At 40.5% G+C, this 15,256-nt stretch carries 9 protein-coding genes; 7 read left to right on the top strand and 2 right to left on the bottom strand.

From position 1 onward, the window contains the following. Positions 1 to 2,526, bottom strand: a 2,526-nt coding sequence (locus tag IM450_RS15065; protein ID WP_353736992.1) for a non-ribosomal peptide synthetase, incomplete at its 3' end; no start/stop codon positions are given. A 575-nt stretch (positions 2,527 to 3,101) separates the two neighbouring features. On the opposite strand from IM450_RS15065, the gene IM450_RS15060 reads away from it, so the two are divergent. The 5 genes from IM450_RS15060 (at position 3,102) to IM450_RS15040 (ending at position 11,039) form a co-directional block, all read left to right on the top strand. Further along, positions 3,102 to 5,171: an ABC transporter ATP-binding protein/permease gene (locus IM450_RS15060; protein ID WP_158201340.1), complete on the top strand. Its 2,070-nt coding sequence runs from the start codon at positions 3,102 to 3,104 to the stop codon at positions 5,169 to 5,171. A gap of 61 nt (positions 5,172 to 5,232) precedes the next feature. Further along, on the top strand, positions 5,233 to 6,402 hold the full coding sequence (locus IM450_RS15055) for a DUF6014 family protein (protein ID WP_158201341.1): 1,170 nt from the start codon (positions 5,233 to 5,235) through the stop codon (positions 6,400 to 6,402). 320 nt (positions 6,403 to 6,722) lie between these two features. Beyond that, positions 6,723 to 8,729 (top strand): phospholipase effector Tle1 domain-containing protein, encoded by a 2,007-nt coding sequence (locus IM450_RS15050; RefSeq protein ID WP_004268660.1) that lies wholly within the window; start codon positions 6,723 to 6,725, stop codon positions 8,727 to 8,729. Between the two features lie 51 nt (positions 8,730 to 8,780). After that, positions 8,781 to 9,266: a hypothetical protein gene (locus tag IM450_RS15045; RefSeq protein WP_004268662.1), complete on the top strand. Its 486-nt coding sequence runs from the start codon at positions 8,781 to 8,783 to the stop codon at positions 9,264 to 9,266. 111 nt (positions 9,267 to 9,377) lie between these two features. Further along, entirely contained in the window at positions 9,378 to 11,039 is a 1,662-nt protein-coding gene (locus tag IM450_RS15040; protein ID WP_287669355.1) for a GUN4 domain-containing protein, read from the top strand. 137 nt (positions 11,040 to 11,176) lie between these two features. On the opposite strand, the gene gnd is transcribed toward IM450_RS15040, so the two are convergent. After that, positions 11,177 to 12,604 (bottom strand): decarboxylating NADP(+)-dependent phosphogluconate dehydrogenase, encoded by a 1,428-nt coding sequence (gene gnd, locus IM450_RS15035; protein ID WP_004268664.1) that lies wholly within the window; start codon positions 12,602 to 12,604, stop codon positions 11,177 to 11,179. Between the two features lie 520 nt (positions 12,605 to 13,124). Between gnd and IM450_RS15030 the strand changes: the two genes are divergently transcribed. Together IM450_RS15030 and IM450_RS15025 are read left to right on the top strand one after the other, a co-directional pair. Further along, entirely contained in the window at positions 13,125 to 13,907 is a 783-nt protein-coding gene (locus IM450_RS15030; RefSeq protein ID WP_287669350.1) for an MBL fold metallo-hydrolase, read from the top strand. A gap of 243 nt (positions 13,908 to 14,150) precedes the next feature. Further along, a complete protein-coding gene (locus IM450_RS15025; RefSeq protein ID WP_287669347.1) occupies positions 14,151 to 15,104 on the top strand; it encodes a DNA-methyltransferase in 954 nt (317 codons plus the stop codon). Positions 15,105 to 15,256 lie beyond the last annotated feature (152 nt).

The raw sequence follows: 15,256 nt of genomic DNA, 5'->3' as shown, positions 1-15,256 counted from the left end.
TGGGGGGATCACTTCATCCTTCTCAAAAGGATTAGGGATAAATTTTTCTTGGGTTAATTCGGGACGATTGAGATAACCCCGCGCTAATCCCATACCACCAATATGTAATTCTCCAGCTACCCCCACAGGAACAGGTTGTAAATGGGAGTCTAAGATATAAACTTGGGTGTTAGCAATGGGACGACCAATAGTTACTTTCAGAGTTTCATCTGTCCATTTTTCTACCGTGGCACAAACGCTGGTTTCTGTCGGTCCATAAGCATTAAAGAAATTTCTCCCTCTAGCCCATTGTTTGATCAATTCTTCTGAACAAGCTTCTCCTGCCACAATAATTGTTTGTAACTCTGGTATTTCTTCTAGGGGCAAAGCCGCTAAGGCTGAGGGGGGTAAAGTAATATGGGTAATATCATAATCTTTTAATATTCCCATTAATGGCAACCCAGGCATTAAAGCATCTTTGCTGTCTAAATAAAGGGCTGCACCTGCTCCCATGGCCATGATAATTTCCGAGATAGAAGCATCAAAATTGAGGGAAGCAAACTGGAGAATGCGAGAGTTTGACTGTACGTTAAAGGTTTTAATTTGCGCTTGAGCTAGGTTAAATAGTCCCCGATGTTCCACCATTACCCCTTTGGGTTTTCCTGTAGAACCAGAGGTATAAATGAGATTAGCTAAATTATTGGCTGTTACTACTCCTGTGAGGTTATCCTGGCTATTTTGGTTGAGTTCTTCCCCAATCTGCTCTAACAAGATTAACCGCGCTTGATGTTCGGGTAATTTATCGATTAATCCCTCTTGAGTGAGCAATAATGACAGTTGAGCATCAGCGATGGCAAATTGTAGCCGTTCACTGGGATAATCTGGATCGAGAGGTAGATATGCACCACCCGCTTTTAAGATTCCTAATAACCCCACTATCATCTCTAGGGAACGCTCAAGGGAAATGCCGACTAAAGTATCAGCTTTTACGCCTAATTTTCGCAAATAATGGGCTAATTGATTGGCACGACAATTTAACTCATTGTAGGTTAATTGTTGACCTGAATATACAACTGCTACTGCGTCGGGTGTGCGTTTTACCTGTTCCTCAAATAACTGATGAATACATTTATCAGAGGGATAGTCAACTTGAGTATTATTCCACTCAAAAAGTAACTGCCGCTGCTCAACTTCTGTGAGCATTGATAATTGGAAAATGGGCTGCTGTGGATTAAGCACAATGGAGTTGAGCAATCTGACAAAATGCTTGGCCATACGCTCAATAGTAACAGCTTCAAATAAATCAGTATTGTATTGCCAACACGGCTCAATCTCCCCTTTCGCTTCCCTTACCATTAAACTCAAATCCAAGTGTCCGCCCTGTTGTCCGAACAAGTGTGGCTCCATTGGCAACACTGATTTTTGCAGATGCAAGGAATTATTTTTTGGTTCACACCAAGTTTGTGCTTGCCAAGCAAAACTAACTTGAGAGAAAGGCGAACGGCTGGGATCGCGTTGTGGCTGGAGTTTTTCTGCTAACAGAGAAAATGGGTAATCTTGATGCTTTTGTGCTTGTCTAACTATTTTGCTGACTTGAGCAAGAAGTTCTGTAAATGTGGCATTCTCCTGGACAGAAACTCTTAAAACGGTCAGGTTAGAAAAGTAGCCGACAATCTCTTTAAATTCTTTAGCCGGCCGTCCTCTCATCGGGCTGCATAAGAGGATATCTGTTTGATTGGTGTAGCGGTAAAGTTGGACGTAAAATGCTGTAAGCAGAATCTGATAAAGACTGGTTTTCGATGCTGAAGCTAGATACCTGAGTTTTTCAGTTAACTGTTCATCTAGCTTGACAATGTATGAGGCTCCTTGATAGGTCTTTACTGGGGGGCGGGGTTTGTCGGGAAGCAGATGCAAAATTGGCAATTCGCCAGCTAATTGTTGTTGCCAATATTGCCACAGTTTTTCTCCCCTATTACCCGATAGCATTGCTGCTTGCCATTGGACAAAATTTGCATAGGTTTTATTTTCATTCCAAGAATCTGGGGCTGTTTCTGTCTGCTGTTGACTAAATTGCTCCACTTCCTCTGGATATAAAGATTGAAATTCACTCAGCAGTAAATCATAGGACCACATATCGCCAGCAATGTGGTGCATTGTCAGCAAGAGAATGTGTTCTTCTGCTGAACGAGTAAATAAATTCACCCGCAAAACTGAATCTTTTTCTAAGTTAAAAGGGTGGTCAGCAATAGCATAGATTTTTTCTACTAATTGCTCTTCCCTCCAGTCGCTGGCATCTATTACCTCAACCTGAAAATTCTCTTGCTGGTTAACCTGCTGTACCGGTTTGCCCTCATAACTGGTATATGTGGTTCTCAGAATCGGGTGCTTTTCAATAATTTTTTGCCAGACACGATTGACAACAGCAATCTCTAAATAAGCATGAATTTTTGCAGTAATAAATGTATTATAAGCAACGCTCTCTGGAGCAATTTTCCAGATTAACCACATTGCTTCTTGACCCGGTGAAAGTGGGTAAATTGTTTTCATATTTCTACTCATGACTAGCCCGCATTTGTGATGATAAAAAAAGATTTCTAGGGGAGGGCGTATGCTTTATGCCTCTACAGAAACCGAATTTGCCCCACTGTAGGGGCGCAAGGAAGCCGAGTACAAAATGTAACATATATCGAACATTTTTCACCATGATGTCGCAAGGTCTGTTATCGCTTTGAGGGAACAGGGAACAGGGAAGAAAATCGGCGCACCTCATTGCTTTGAAAACTGTACCATGAAATCCTATCATAGAAAAGAAAATTTGTCATGGTCAACGAAATTCGGTAATATGTGGTAGTCTGAGAAGCGCTCACTAGCTTTAGCTATCCAAACAACGGTTACTTGTAGTAAGATAACGAGGGTTAAAAAAGCAGTAGCAGGGGGCTGAGAAAGCCATCTCTTTACACTGACAGATAAAGCGACGGGAGTATGTTAGCACAACTCAAACACAATAACCTTAAAATTGTCGGGGAGCTTTATATTTTCGCCAATTGCCTTCTAATCCACCAATCCAGCCAAAATCTAAAATTATTCCAGCAAAATGTCCACAACTCAAATATAAATGCTATATGTCCGCCAAAGTCCCTCAAGATCGATCGACGACTAATATTATCTCCGATGTCAGCAAATTTTGGCACAGTGTCAAGCTGATCGCTGCTCCCTATTGGTATCCTACCGAGTCGGGGGGAAGGACTTTTTCCGATGTGATCCAAGCTTGGGCAATGCTCATCCTACTAATCGGGGCAATCCTAGCGGTTGTAGGCTTAAATGCCTTCAATAGCTTTGTTAGTAATTACTTAGTTGATGTCATTCTTGAAAAAAGTGATTTTGATAAATTTGTCAAAACTTTGGTAGTTTTTGCGGTTGGACTGCTCTTTGTCACCCTTTTAGTTGGCTTGCTTAAATTTCTCAGAAAAAGAATCGCCCTGGATTGGTATGCTTGGCTCAATGACTGGATTCTCAACAAATATTTGCATAATCGCGCCTATTACAGAATTAATTTTAAATCCGATATCGACAACCCAGATCAGCGTTTATCCCAGGAAATTGAGCCGATTACCAGTAAAGCTCTCTCCTTTTTTGCCGTTGCCCTGGAAAATGTCCTAGATATGATCACTTTTTTAGTGATTCTCTGGTCAATTTCTTCCTCTGTCGCCATTATTTTAGTCGTTTGGACAATTCTCGGTAACGTCATTGCTATCTATTTTAACCAAGCTTTAAATAAAATTACTCAAGAAGAATTAGAACTTAAGGCTAACTACAATTATGCTCTAACCCACATTCGTAATCATGCGGAGTCAATCGCTTTCTTTGAGGGAGAAAATCAGGAATTAAATATTATTCAGCGGCGATTTAATAAACTCTTAGACAGCGCTAAACGTAAAATTGATTGGGAGAGAGGCACAGAAATTTTTAGTCGGGGCTATCAGGCGGCAATTCAAGTATTTACTTTTGTCATTTTGGGTCCTTTGTATATCAATAGTGAGGGCATTAGTTTCGGACAGGTCGGGCAAGCCTGTTTAGCGGCTAATTTGTTTGCTACGGCGCTGGCGGAATTAATTAGTGAATTTGGCACTTCGGCACAATTTAGCAGTTATGTTGAACGTCTATCGCAATTTTCCCAAGCCTTAGAAGAAGTCATTAAACAACCCGAAAATTTAAGCACGATTAAAACCATCGAAGAAAACCAATTTTCCTTTGAAGATGTCACCTTGCAAACTCCCGATTATGAACAGGTGATTGTCGAAAACCTCTCCCTTTCTGTTCAGCCCGGACAAGGTTTATTAATTGTCGGGCCGAGTGGTCGGGGTAAAAGTTCCTTGCTACGCGCTATCGCCGGTTTATGGAATGCCGGAACTGGCCGATTAGTTCGTCCCCCCCTAGAAGAAGTATTGTTTCTGCCCCAACGTCCCTATATAATATTAGGAACCTTGCGAGAACAGTTACTTTATCCCAATCGTAATCAAGAAACCAATGAGATAAGATTGAGGGAAGTTTTGCAAGAAGTCAATCTCCAAAATTTACTAAATCGAGTTAATAGCTTTGATACAGAAGAGCCTTGGGAAAACATTTTGTCCCTGGGAGAACAACAACGTTTGGCTTTTGCTAGGGTATTAATTACCCGTCCCAGTTTTACTATCCTCGATGAAGCCACAAGTGCTTTGGACTTAAACAATGAGGAAAATTTATATCGGCAATTGCAGAAAACTCACACAACTTTTATTAGTGTCGGACATCGGGAAAGTCTCTTTAACTATCATCAATGGGTTTTAGAACTCTCTAGTAATTCCCATTGGCAACTTCTTACAGTGGAGGAATATCGCCGACAAAAAGTGAAAGAAATTATTAATATTTCTGTCGATAATTCTCAAACTAGGCTCGAAGATTTACCGAATCAGGAAACCGAGGTCAATCCTAAAATCAATTCTGCCGGGGAACCCCCCCCCGAATCGCCAACAACAACAATCTTAACAGAAGTCGAAGAGGGACTTTCCCATGCACAAATGAAGGAATTAAGCGACTATTCCCTCAGTAGCATTAGAAGCAAAGCCAGTCAGGGAAAATCAATTACGGGGAAAGACGGACTGACCTATCGCTATGACAAGGACCCTAAAATCTTAAAATGGCTAAGAGTTTAGCTAATGAGAGACGGGTCAACAAACAACGTTAAACCATTACACCAACTTAGCTACCCAAAAAATGAATCAAACCCTGGTTAATCAACAACAGTTGTTCCAAGAAATCGTCCAAGATATCGAGCAAAATAAAATTGCAATCGCGGCGAAAAAACTGCGTCAACAGGAAGCAGATAGCTGTGAAATTCCGGCTCAGTGGCTCTGGAAAACAGCAGCAGCTTTGGAAACCAACGACTGGAGCATTTTATCAGAAGATTTCATTAATCTGAATTTTATCGGCAAAAATGGTTATTTTCTGATGATTGCTCCCTATCGCATCAATCGTCAGGGAGAACGACAACTCACTTTGAGTGCAATTTACGGAAAAATCCACCAAAATAGTCAACCTTCTATCGAACAACTAGAAAGCTTGACTCGTGAAAAATTTGGCAGTCTAAGACAACCGATTCCCAGAAATTTGTCCTTTACTGAAATTGCTAGTTGTGGCACGGTTAAAGGTGAAAAGGGGGAGGCTTTTATCGTTCCCCATAGGTGGACTTTTCCCAATAGTGTTCAGGGACCAGCTTTAAATAATGCCAGTGAGCAAAAAAGACGCTTTTCCGGTTCTAGCTACGAATGTATCCGAAAAATTTTTGAGCCAGAAACGGCCGATTTGCTATTAGGACCCCTGGAGGATCAAATTAATGGTGAACGCTATCGTCATCTCGATACCCAATTCCATGAAGCGGGTCATGCTAGTGGGTTAGGATTTGACTTAAAACTCAAAAATAAACTGTTTCAAAACTATACCTATGCCGGAGTCGAGGAGTGGCGCTCAGATAGTTTAGGCTTTGAATTTGCCGACTGTGCTTTACCTGCCGAAGAAGCGGGAAAATTAGTCGCTGTTAATTTCTGCATTCGCTTTGGTTTGGATGCTCACCGTTTAGGGGGTTTAGAAAAAGATGTGGACGTCCACGCTAGTTTGATCAGTTTGGAATATCTCTTGCAGAATGATGCTATTTATCTCACAAAAAATGGTCAATTGGCCCTGCGTAATGTCAGTTATCCAGGCTTACTAAAAGCGGTGGAAATGCACCGAACAAAAGCTTTATCTCTAACGCGAAGGGAGTTGAATCTAAATAGTTTAACAGGTCTTTTTGCTCTGTATAAAGTGGATATTCATCCCGCAACCCAATTAATTTTTCAAGGACTAATTGTAGAGCGATGCCGCGGAATTTGGTCAGAGTTACAATAAGTACCTAGGGTTTGCTGATAATCGGCCCGGGGAGGGATGTCCATCAGCCATGAGCATCCCTCCAAAGCCTAGGTCTCTACTACTTGATGGCGATAGGGATTGGGGTCAACTCCCCTGAGTTTCTCGCCACAGCAAGTGCCGGCCCGGGAATATTAGTCGTTGACTCCTACACATTTATTTATATATATCGCTAGATAACTAAAATGTGTTAAGCTAGGGGGTAGCATTCTGGGAAATCACGACAGATAGATCAGTCTCTTATTAGTCAGAGTCCCTGAACCCCTGATTACTCCTTTCTCCCCTGGGCGATTACAAAACCAATGGCTGAACAACGCTCTGTACTAAAATTTAATGGCATCGATGATCATATTGATCTATCCCACGGATTTCTTGACATCGATCAGAGTATTACCATTACATTTTGGGCAAAAGGGGAAAATAATTTAGCTACAGAAACGACTTTTTTAGAAGCTGTTAATCAGGAGAATAACCGCGTTCTACATATTACCTTGCCTTGGGGCGATCCCGTGAAACCTGCTATTTTTTGGGATGCGGGTAATGAAGAAGGTTTCGATCGAATTGAAAAAAAAGTCAAGCTTAAGGATTATAGTGATTGGACTCACTGGGCCTTTGTCAAAAATGCGACCACAGGCCGAATGTTGATCTATCGCAATGGGATCATTTGGCATCGTGGCAACGGTCATAACCGTGCCTTAACGGGGATTGAAAAAATCATCTTGGGAGCCTCTGTTAATCTCTCTCATTATTGGCAAGGTTGTCTTGCAGAACTTTCTGTTTGGAATCAAGCGCTTAGCCAAGAAGAAATCCAAAACGCGATGTATCAATCTCCCCGGGTTGATGACCTTGGCTTAGTTACTTATTTATCACTCAATGGCAGTGCCGAGGATCAAACAAGTTATAGCAATCATGGTATTCTTTATGGGACAACCTGGCAACTAGATAGTCTTCCCTCCAAACCGACCTCGATCCCTAAATCAAAAACTCAGACTAGCAGTAAAGCTAGAAGGAGTGCGAAAAGGATAACAATGGTCAACGAAATTTTTAACTCCCTTGAAGAAGAAGAAGTGGTTGAACAGGATGCTCCAGCAGAAAATCAAGAACCTTCCCCGGAAGATAATTCAGAATCAATTATAATTGCCGCAGAAGCTGCTCTTGCCAGCAATGAAATTGAGGAGATTAGTGAAACAGCAATTTCTCAACCGGATATCCTCACTTATTCAAGCCAGAAAAAACGGTTAATTATTTGTTGTGATGGTTCTTGGGAAGACTCTACCAGTGCCTATCCCACCAATGTGGTTAAATTCGCCGAATCTATTAAGTATATTGCCGAGGATCAAACCCCCCAAATCGTCTTTTTGTCAGGTTCTGGCACCCCCGAAGATAACGAATTTATTAAAAGTTTAGGGAATGAAACTTTTGGCTGGGGCCTTGATCGAATGATTCAAGATGCCTATCGTTTTCTTGTCCTTAACTACAATCCCACAACCGAGGATGAAATTTATTTGTTAGGTTTTAGTCGAGGCGCATATATCGTTCGTTGTTTGGCTAGTTTTATCGATAAATGTGGAATCCTAAAACGCTCTAAGATTAAAGAAATTCCCCTAGCTTATCAACTCTATCGAGACCACACCGTTAGTTCCGATAGTGCCAAAGCTCAACAATTCCGTGCCGCTAATGCTAAAAAAATTGAGACAGAAAAGGAAGATTTTCAAGATCGTATTCCAGTTAAGATGTTAGGTTGTTGGGATACAGTTGGTAGTTTTGGTATTCCTGATTTAACTCCTTGGTTTCCCCTGGCTAAGTTTTATCATAAAAAATATGAATTTAGTAATACAAAATTAAGTCCGATTATCCAGAATGCTTTTCATGCTGTTGCCATTGATGAAAAACGTAAAAACTTCCCTTCCACTCCGATCAAAGCCAATCCAGAAAATCCCGAACAAGTTGTTAAAGAAGTTTTATTTGTGGGTGAACATACCTGTCTAGGTGGTGGCAAAAAAGAATATCAAGGACTTTCCGATTACCCCTTACAATGGATGATTAATCAAGCCAAAAAATTGGGATTAGAGTTTGACTCAACCACCTCTGAATCCGAGGAATTCCAAATTAAACCAGACCCGACCATCAAGTTCGATAATACGGTTAAGGGATTATTGGGAGGTGAGCAATGGCGATATTTCAATACAAAAGTTGTCACTGTTCATCACAGTGTGGTAAAACGATTAAAGGCTTTTTCCGATTATCGTCCCAAAAGTCTTGAACCTTTTCTTCAAGCTTTACTTGACGACGATCAACAGACAGATTAACCTTGCTTTAAAATTAAATTAATCCTTCGCTAGAAATTTGAGGTGGTTTTTATGGAACTCGATAACATTATCAAAAAAGTGGCAGGTGCTTATTTAGCTTCGGCTGTTATTGCTGTCATCGTGCTAATTCTAACCCTCGGACAACCCTTTGTAGTTTTTATGGGTATTGGAGCGATGGGGTTGGTTACTGTCCTAGGAGATGCGATTGCTCAGTACGGAATTGAAGCGGTTCTGAATGCTTTTTACGCCGAGCGAAGTAAAAAAGAATCCCTGGAAACACTTTTGGCTGAAATTGATGCTTTACCTCTGACTGATGACCTGAAATTAAAAACCAAAAAATACTTGACTGACCATCAAGAACAGACAGTAAAGCAGCAAGAAACGGTAACTGAGCCAACACCTGAAAGTCCTCAAACAGTTGTTATTGAAAATGAACCAGTTATTGAAAATGAACCAGTTATTGAAAATGAACCAGTTATTGAAAATGAACCAGTTATTGAAAATGAACCGGTTGTTGTTGAAGTTGAAAATGTTTAATTAGGTATTGCTCCCTGTTGCAATAGCTGGGAGCAGCTAATGATTATTGCTAAGTAACGAGGAATTTTTGGGTCTAAGATAGCTATGCTAAATAGGAACTCTCAACATCTGATGACCTATAAAAAAATTGCCATTTATGAGCAAAGCTATCAACTTCCTGTTTTTAAAAATAGATACTTAAAAAATTTTCAGAAAATCATCAAGGAACGTCGGAAATTAATTCAAGAAGGAGTTCGCTACCATTACTATTTTGGTAAGATTATTAAACGAAAAGAAAAAATTACTCAACAAGAAATCTTGATTGAGACTAAGTTATTAATTAAAGACTATAATTTATTAATTAACGGACTAGAAATCTATCAAGACGGATATTATCGTTTTTTACTCCAACTCAGTGACAATCTCAAAATTTTATTTTCCCAAAAATATCAAGAATTGAAAATCTTAGACTACGAGAGAATAAAGTTAGAAATTAAAAATAATAATAATCAAAATATTCTCAATCAACTCAAGCTGGAAAAACAGGAAAATTTTCGGGCAATTTTGCTACTGGGAAAAACATCTTTTTTGATGTTGAGAAAAACTAAATTACTAGGGGAAGGAGTTCAGAAATTAGCCGAGGATACTCAAAAGCAGAAAAAAATTGTACAAGCAATTATTCAAGAACTCAAAATTTATGAGGAATTAAATGATTATCAACTCAAATCTCAACGAGTTCGCCAAGAAATTGCTGATCTTGCCCAAAATGCAATTAATTTTGAAAACTACTTACAGGACTATTTTGCTCCTTTTCAATTATTAATAGAAGAAGTCATTAAAGTGGATGAAGAATTTTATGCAACAGTTGGAGAAATTAAGTATTTGGTAGATAATATTTTTATACCTCAGCCTGATCTGTTAGAAACCTCAGATTCAGCAATAAATTCTGAGTTTTTGCTAAATTTTCTGGCGAATGGTTACGAGAAAGAAGCAAGGTTAAAAGATGCTTTTTCCTCTGATCAATTTAATGATTACTTATTCAATGAAAGTGAATGGTCAGCACAATTTATTTCCCTAGAAAAAACCATCAATAAATTATCTCATCATTTAGCAGAACAAGAGGCTTGTCAAAAAGACACTATCCTAAAAACTCCCCTAGAAATAGTTGTCTCTCAATTCACTCAAAACAATATTGACAAATCTTCTACTTCCAAAAATCCCCAGACTTTCCCAAATATCTTAACTCAAGAATCGACGGATCTTGATTATAATCAATTACAAGATTTGCTAAGAAAGCAAGAGTGGCAAGCGGCCGATCGCCAAACGACTAAACTACTATTGAAAATTTTGGGTAGAACCTACTGGAATGAGGTTTATCCTCAAGATATTGCTCAATTACCTTGTTCGGAACTGAAAAAAATTGATCAACTTTGGCTTCATTATAGTCATGGTCATTTCGGTTTTAGTATTCAGCAGGCTATTTTCTCTAGTCTCGGTGGTTTAGTGGATTATGAAACCCAAAAGAAACTTGGCGATCGCCTAGGTTGGCGGCAGCAGGGTCAATGGCTCAATTATGAGCAACTAAACTTTCAATTAGAGCCGAATTCTCCCCTCGGTCATTTACCCGTTCATTGGTTGATTTTTGAAGAAAATCTTTATTATCCATCTGCCGAGGTTGCTGACAATCAAAACTCCCTGGCTTTCTGGAGAGTTGGCAATTGGTTATTGTGGCAACTTCACCTCGTTTTAAGCAAAATTCAAGCCTGTGGAATTATTCCTCTGTCTGACTTTTAAAGCCATTATTCTATTAAAAACTGATTTGCTATCACTACCAATTTCTTGACCGATAGTTAACTCTTAATCAGAAAAATATCGCCAAAAAATACCCCCTTTTTACGGTAAATAAAAAGGGGAGAAAATATTAGATAGCCTTACAGTCCAGCCATCCATTCCGTATGGAAAAACTCACCTCTGGGTTTATCGGTACGTTCATAGGTATGAGCGCCAAAATAATCCCGTTGTGCTTGGGTGAGATTTTGCGGTAAATTGGCCCGACGATAACTATCAAAATAGTCCAAAGAAGAACTAAAAGCCGGGACGGGAATCCCCAACTTATTAGCCAAGACTAACACCTCACGCCATGCTTCTTGGCGATCGAGGATACTTTGTTTAAATTCCGGCGCTAACAACAAATTCGGCAGGCCCGGATTTTCCGCAAAAGCCTTGCGAATTTTATCCAAGAAACTGGCCCGAATAATACAGCCGCCCTTCCATATCCGGGCCGATTCCGGCAGACTGATATTATAGTTAAACTCCTGAGAAGCTTTAGCGATTAAAGCCATACCTTGGGCATAGGAACACATTTTCGAGCAGTAAAGAGCATCACGCACCTTATCCACAAATAGTGCCGCATCCCCCGGATAGGTTTCCCCTGGTCCGGGTAACTCTTTGGCTGCGGCCACCCGTTCATCCTTATAAGCGGACATCACGCGAGCATTAACCGCAGCATAAATGGTCGGAATTGGCACCCCCAACTCTAAGGAACTTAACACAGTCCAGCGTCCGGTTCCCTTTTGTCCCGCCGAATCCAAGATTAAATCTACCAGATGATGACCGGTTTCTGGGTCAACACACTTAAAGATATCGGCGGTAATTTCAATTAAATAAGAATTAAGCTCATCGGTGCGGTTCCACTCGGCGAAAGTTTCCTGTAACTGCTGATTGCTTAGTCCTAGACCATTTTTCAGCACATCGTAGGCTTCCGCAATTAACTGCATATCGCCGTACTCGATGCCATTGTGAACCATTTTCACATAATGGCCTGCCCCCCCGGCCCCCACATAAGTGACACAGGGACCATCATCGACTTGGGCGGCAATTTTGGTTAAAATCGGCTCTAATTCCCGATAGGCGAACTCTGTACCCCCCGGCATCAGGGAAGGACCGTGCAGAGCGCCTTCTTCGCCACCACTGACCCCCATACCGACAAAACCGAGTTTAGTGGTCGATTCTAGGTCGCGGGTGCGTCTTTCCGTGTCCTCATAGAGGGAGTTACCGCCATCGATAATCATATCTCCTTCTTCGAGAAGGGGTTTTAATTGTTCAATCACGGCATCCACCGGCGGGCCAGCTTTTACCATGACCAGAATTTTGCGGGGACGCTCTAAAATTTGGACGAATTCTTCTAAACTATAGGCCGCCTTGACATCTTTGCCGACGGCGCGAGTTTCCATAAATTCTTGAGTTTTGCTGGCGGTGCGATTGTAAACAGCGATGGGAAAACCCCGACTCTCCACATTGAGAGCGAGATTTTCTCCCATGACAGCTAGTCCGATAACACCGAAGGTACGTTTAGTCATAGAAATTCAGTCTCGGCTGATGCGTTCTTCCTCCCCTTTTAGCGCCTACTTTCCCTAAGATAGCTAAACTTTCCCTATTTCTTAAGCCTTGACTAATCAGTGATCAGTGATCAGTAATCAGTAATCAGTGATCAGATTTGGGTTTTCAGTGACCGGCATTGAGTGAGGAGTGTGACAGCGTTTCTCCTCAAGATGAAGTGTAACCTAAGTAGATAGGTATTAAAAACTTTCAGATCCCCCCGCCTATCGGCACCCCCCTTATCAAGGGGGGCAGGGGGGATCGAACCTAAAATCCATTTTTAATTTAATTATAACCAGCTACTTAATTTGGTATCACCCCCTGACGACTGGCTACTGTTGCCCGTTCCCTAAAACCAGAGACTTCCTACCTCACCATTAAGATAACTGCTATAAATGGCATTAACAGTGCTGTGTTTTCACTGATGACTGAAAAACCCCCAAGCGCAGAAAAGTTAATGCTAATGTTAAATTAAATTAAGAAAATCCCCATTCCTCTTATATGCAGTTAACTTGGCTTGATAGTAATTCTTGGTTAATCGAAATCGGGGGAAAACGCCTGCTTCTCGACCCTTGGTTGGTAGGTTCCCTGACTTTTGGTAATTTAACTTGGCTATTTGAGGGCAAAAAAACCTCTAATCATGCCATTCCCCAAAATATCGATCTGATTCTTCTCTCCCAAGGTTTGGAAGATCACGCCCATCCTCCTACTTTACAGGTACTCGATCGCCAAATTCCCGTGGTGGCTTCTCCTAATGCCGAAAAAGTCGTTCGAGCGCTTAATTATACCCATCTCATCCCTTTAACCCACGGCTCTAGTTATATCTTTGACAATGCGATCGAAATTACTGCCGTCCCCGGTTCTCCAGTCGGGCCGACTCTGGTGGAAAATGGTTATGTTATCAAGGAATTAGCGACAAATCAGAGTATCTACTACGAACCCCACGGTTATCATTCTCCTAGCCTCGATTCTCTCGGTAAAATTGCTGTTATTATCACTCCTTTGATTGACTTAAAAATACCTTTCCTCGGACCGGTAATCAAAGGACAAGAAAGCGCCTTGGCAGTCTGTCAACGCTTGCAGCCCGAATATATTATTTCTACGGCTGCCGGTGGTGATATCGAGTTTAAAGGATTATTAATGGCGGTGTTAAGTGCGGAGGGTAGTCCCGAATCTTTTCAAGAATTATTAACATCCCATGACTTGCCGACAAAGGTAATTGATCCTCGTCCTTGGCAACCTTTTACAGTGGAATTAGGCGAGTGCGTTCCGGGTTTGAGCTAATCTGAGTTAAGGGAAGAATAGAAAAAAGTTAAAACTTTCTTCCCGATTTTTATCTAAAAAAGTAGAATTTTTGTTATATCTTTGCTGGCTACAGATAACATTAATTGTTTTAAAAAACTGGCTCTCTTGAATATTGGATGTAAAATGGGTAAAACCCCACACCCCACACCCCACACCCTGCCCCCAGGAAAAACTTTTTCAGCAAACCCTAATTAAAAGTGGCTCTTCTCTGCTAAATTTTCTATGAATCAATTGCCCTTATTTTCTCAGTCAAAATCAGTGCGAGACTTTTATCAACCTGATGCCGAAATAATTCTTTATCAAGGAGATAGCAATAATTTTATCAAGACTATACCGGATAATTCTGTGAGCTTGATTATTACTTCTCCTCCCTACAATTTAGGAAAAGACTACGAAAAAAAAATCTCTTTGGATACTTATCTGGAAACCCAAACCAAAATTATGCGAGAATTCCCTAGAATCTTGCAAGATAATGGCAGTATTTGCTGGCAGGTGGGAAATTTCGTTCAAGAGGGAGAAGTTTATCCTTTAGATATTTTTTATTATCAGCTATTTAAACAAATGGGTTTCTTTTTAAGAAATAGAATTGTCTGGCATTTTGGTCATGGATTACATACCTCTAAAAGATTTTCTGGCAGGTATGAAACTATTTTATGGTTGACAAAAACCGATAAATATACCTTTAATCTTGATCCAGTGAGAATCCCCGCTAAATACCCTGGTAAGCGCCATTTTAAAGGTAAAAATATCGGTAAACCCTCTGGTAATCCTTTAGGGAAAAATCCCAGCGATGTTTGGGAGTTTTTAGCACAAGAATGGGATGAGTTACTATGGGATATTCCTAACGTTAAATCTAATCATCCAGAGAAAACTATTCATCCTTGTCAATATCCAATCGAATTAGTAGAAAGATGTGTTTTAGCCTTGACAAATGAGGGGGATTGGGTTTTTGATCCTTTTGCTGGGGTTGGAACTTCTCTGATTGCTAGTATTATGCACAATCGTCGAGTGATGGGGAGTGAAAAAGAAGCAGAATATGTGAAAATTGCCAGGGAAAGAATCGCTGCTTATTTGCAAGGAAATCTCAAAATTCGTCCTTTAGGAAAACCTATTCATCAGCCTAATGGTAAGGAAAAAGTTGCTCAAATTCCCCAAGAATGGCACAATAATATATAGGAAGTAACACTGAATCTACCCCCCAGGTAGGTGGATTCATGAATCCACCTACTATGCTTTGATAATAAATCTGGTTATTAAAAACTGATTATTTATTCCCCCTGTTGCCTGTTGCCTTTTGCCTGTCCTTATAAGTAGCCTATGCTCAACGG

The organism is Microcystis sp. M083S1 (genome assembly GCF_020246405.1).
Classification (GTDB): Bacteria; Cyanobacteriota; Cyanobacteriia; order Cyanobacteriales; family Microcystaceae; genus Microcystis; species Microcystis aeruginosa_C.
Note: the sequence above shows the minus strand (reverse complement) of the source record. Positions and strands in the feature narration are given on the sequence as shown.

Excerpts from the sequence above, each read along its gene's own strand:
- gnd (WP_004268664.1), bottom strand. The coding sequence starts at position 12,604 with ATGACTAAACGTACCTTCGGTGTTATCGGACTAGCTGTCATGGGAGAA.
- IM450_RS15040 (WP_287669355.1), top strand. The coding sequence starts at position 9,378 with ATGACCTATAAAAAAATTGCCATTTATGAGCAAAGCTATCAACTTCCT.
- IM450_RS15060 (WP_158201340.1), top strand. The coding sequence starts at position 3,102 with ATGTCCGCCAAAGTCCCTCAAGATCGATCGACGACTAATATTATCTCC.
- IM450_RS15030 (WP_287669350.1), top strand. The coding sequence starts at position 13,125 with ATGCAGTTAACTTGGCTTGATAGTAATTCTTGGTTAATCGAAATCGGG.
- IM450_RS15050 (WP_004268660.1), top strand. The coding sequence starts at position 6,723 with ATGGCTGAACAACGCTCTGTACTAAAATTTAATGGCATCGATGATCAT.
- IM450_RS15055 (WP_158201341.1), top strand. The coding sequence starts at position 5,233 with ATGAATCAAACCCTGGTTAATCAACAACAGTTGTTCCAAGAAATCGTC.
- IM450_RS15025 (WP_287669347.1), top strand. The coding sequence starts at position 14,151 with ATGAATCAATTGCCCTTATTTTCTCAGTCAAAATCAGTGCGAGACTTT.
- IM450_RS15045 (WP_004268662.1), top strand. The coding sequence starts at position 8,781 with ATGGAACTCGATAACATTATCAAAAAAGTGGCAGGTGCTTATTTAGCT.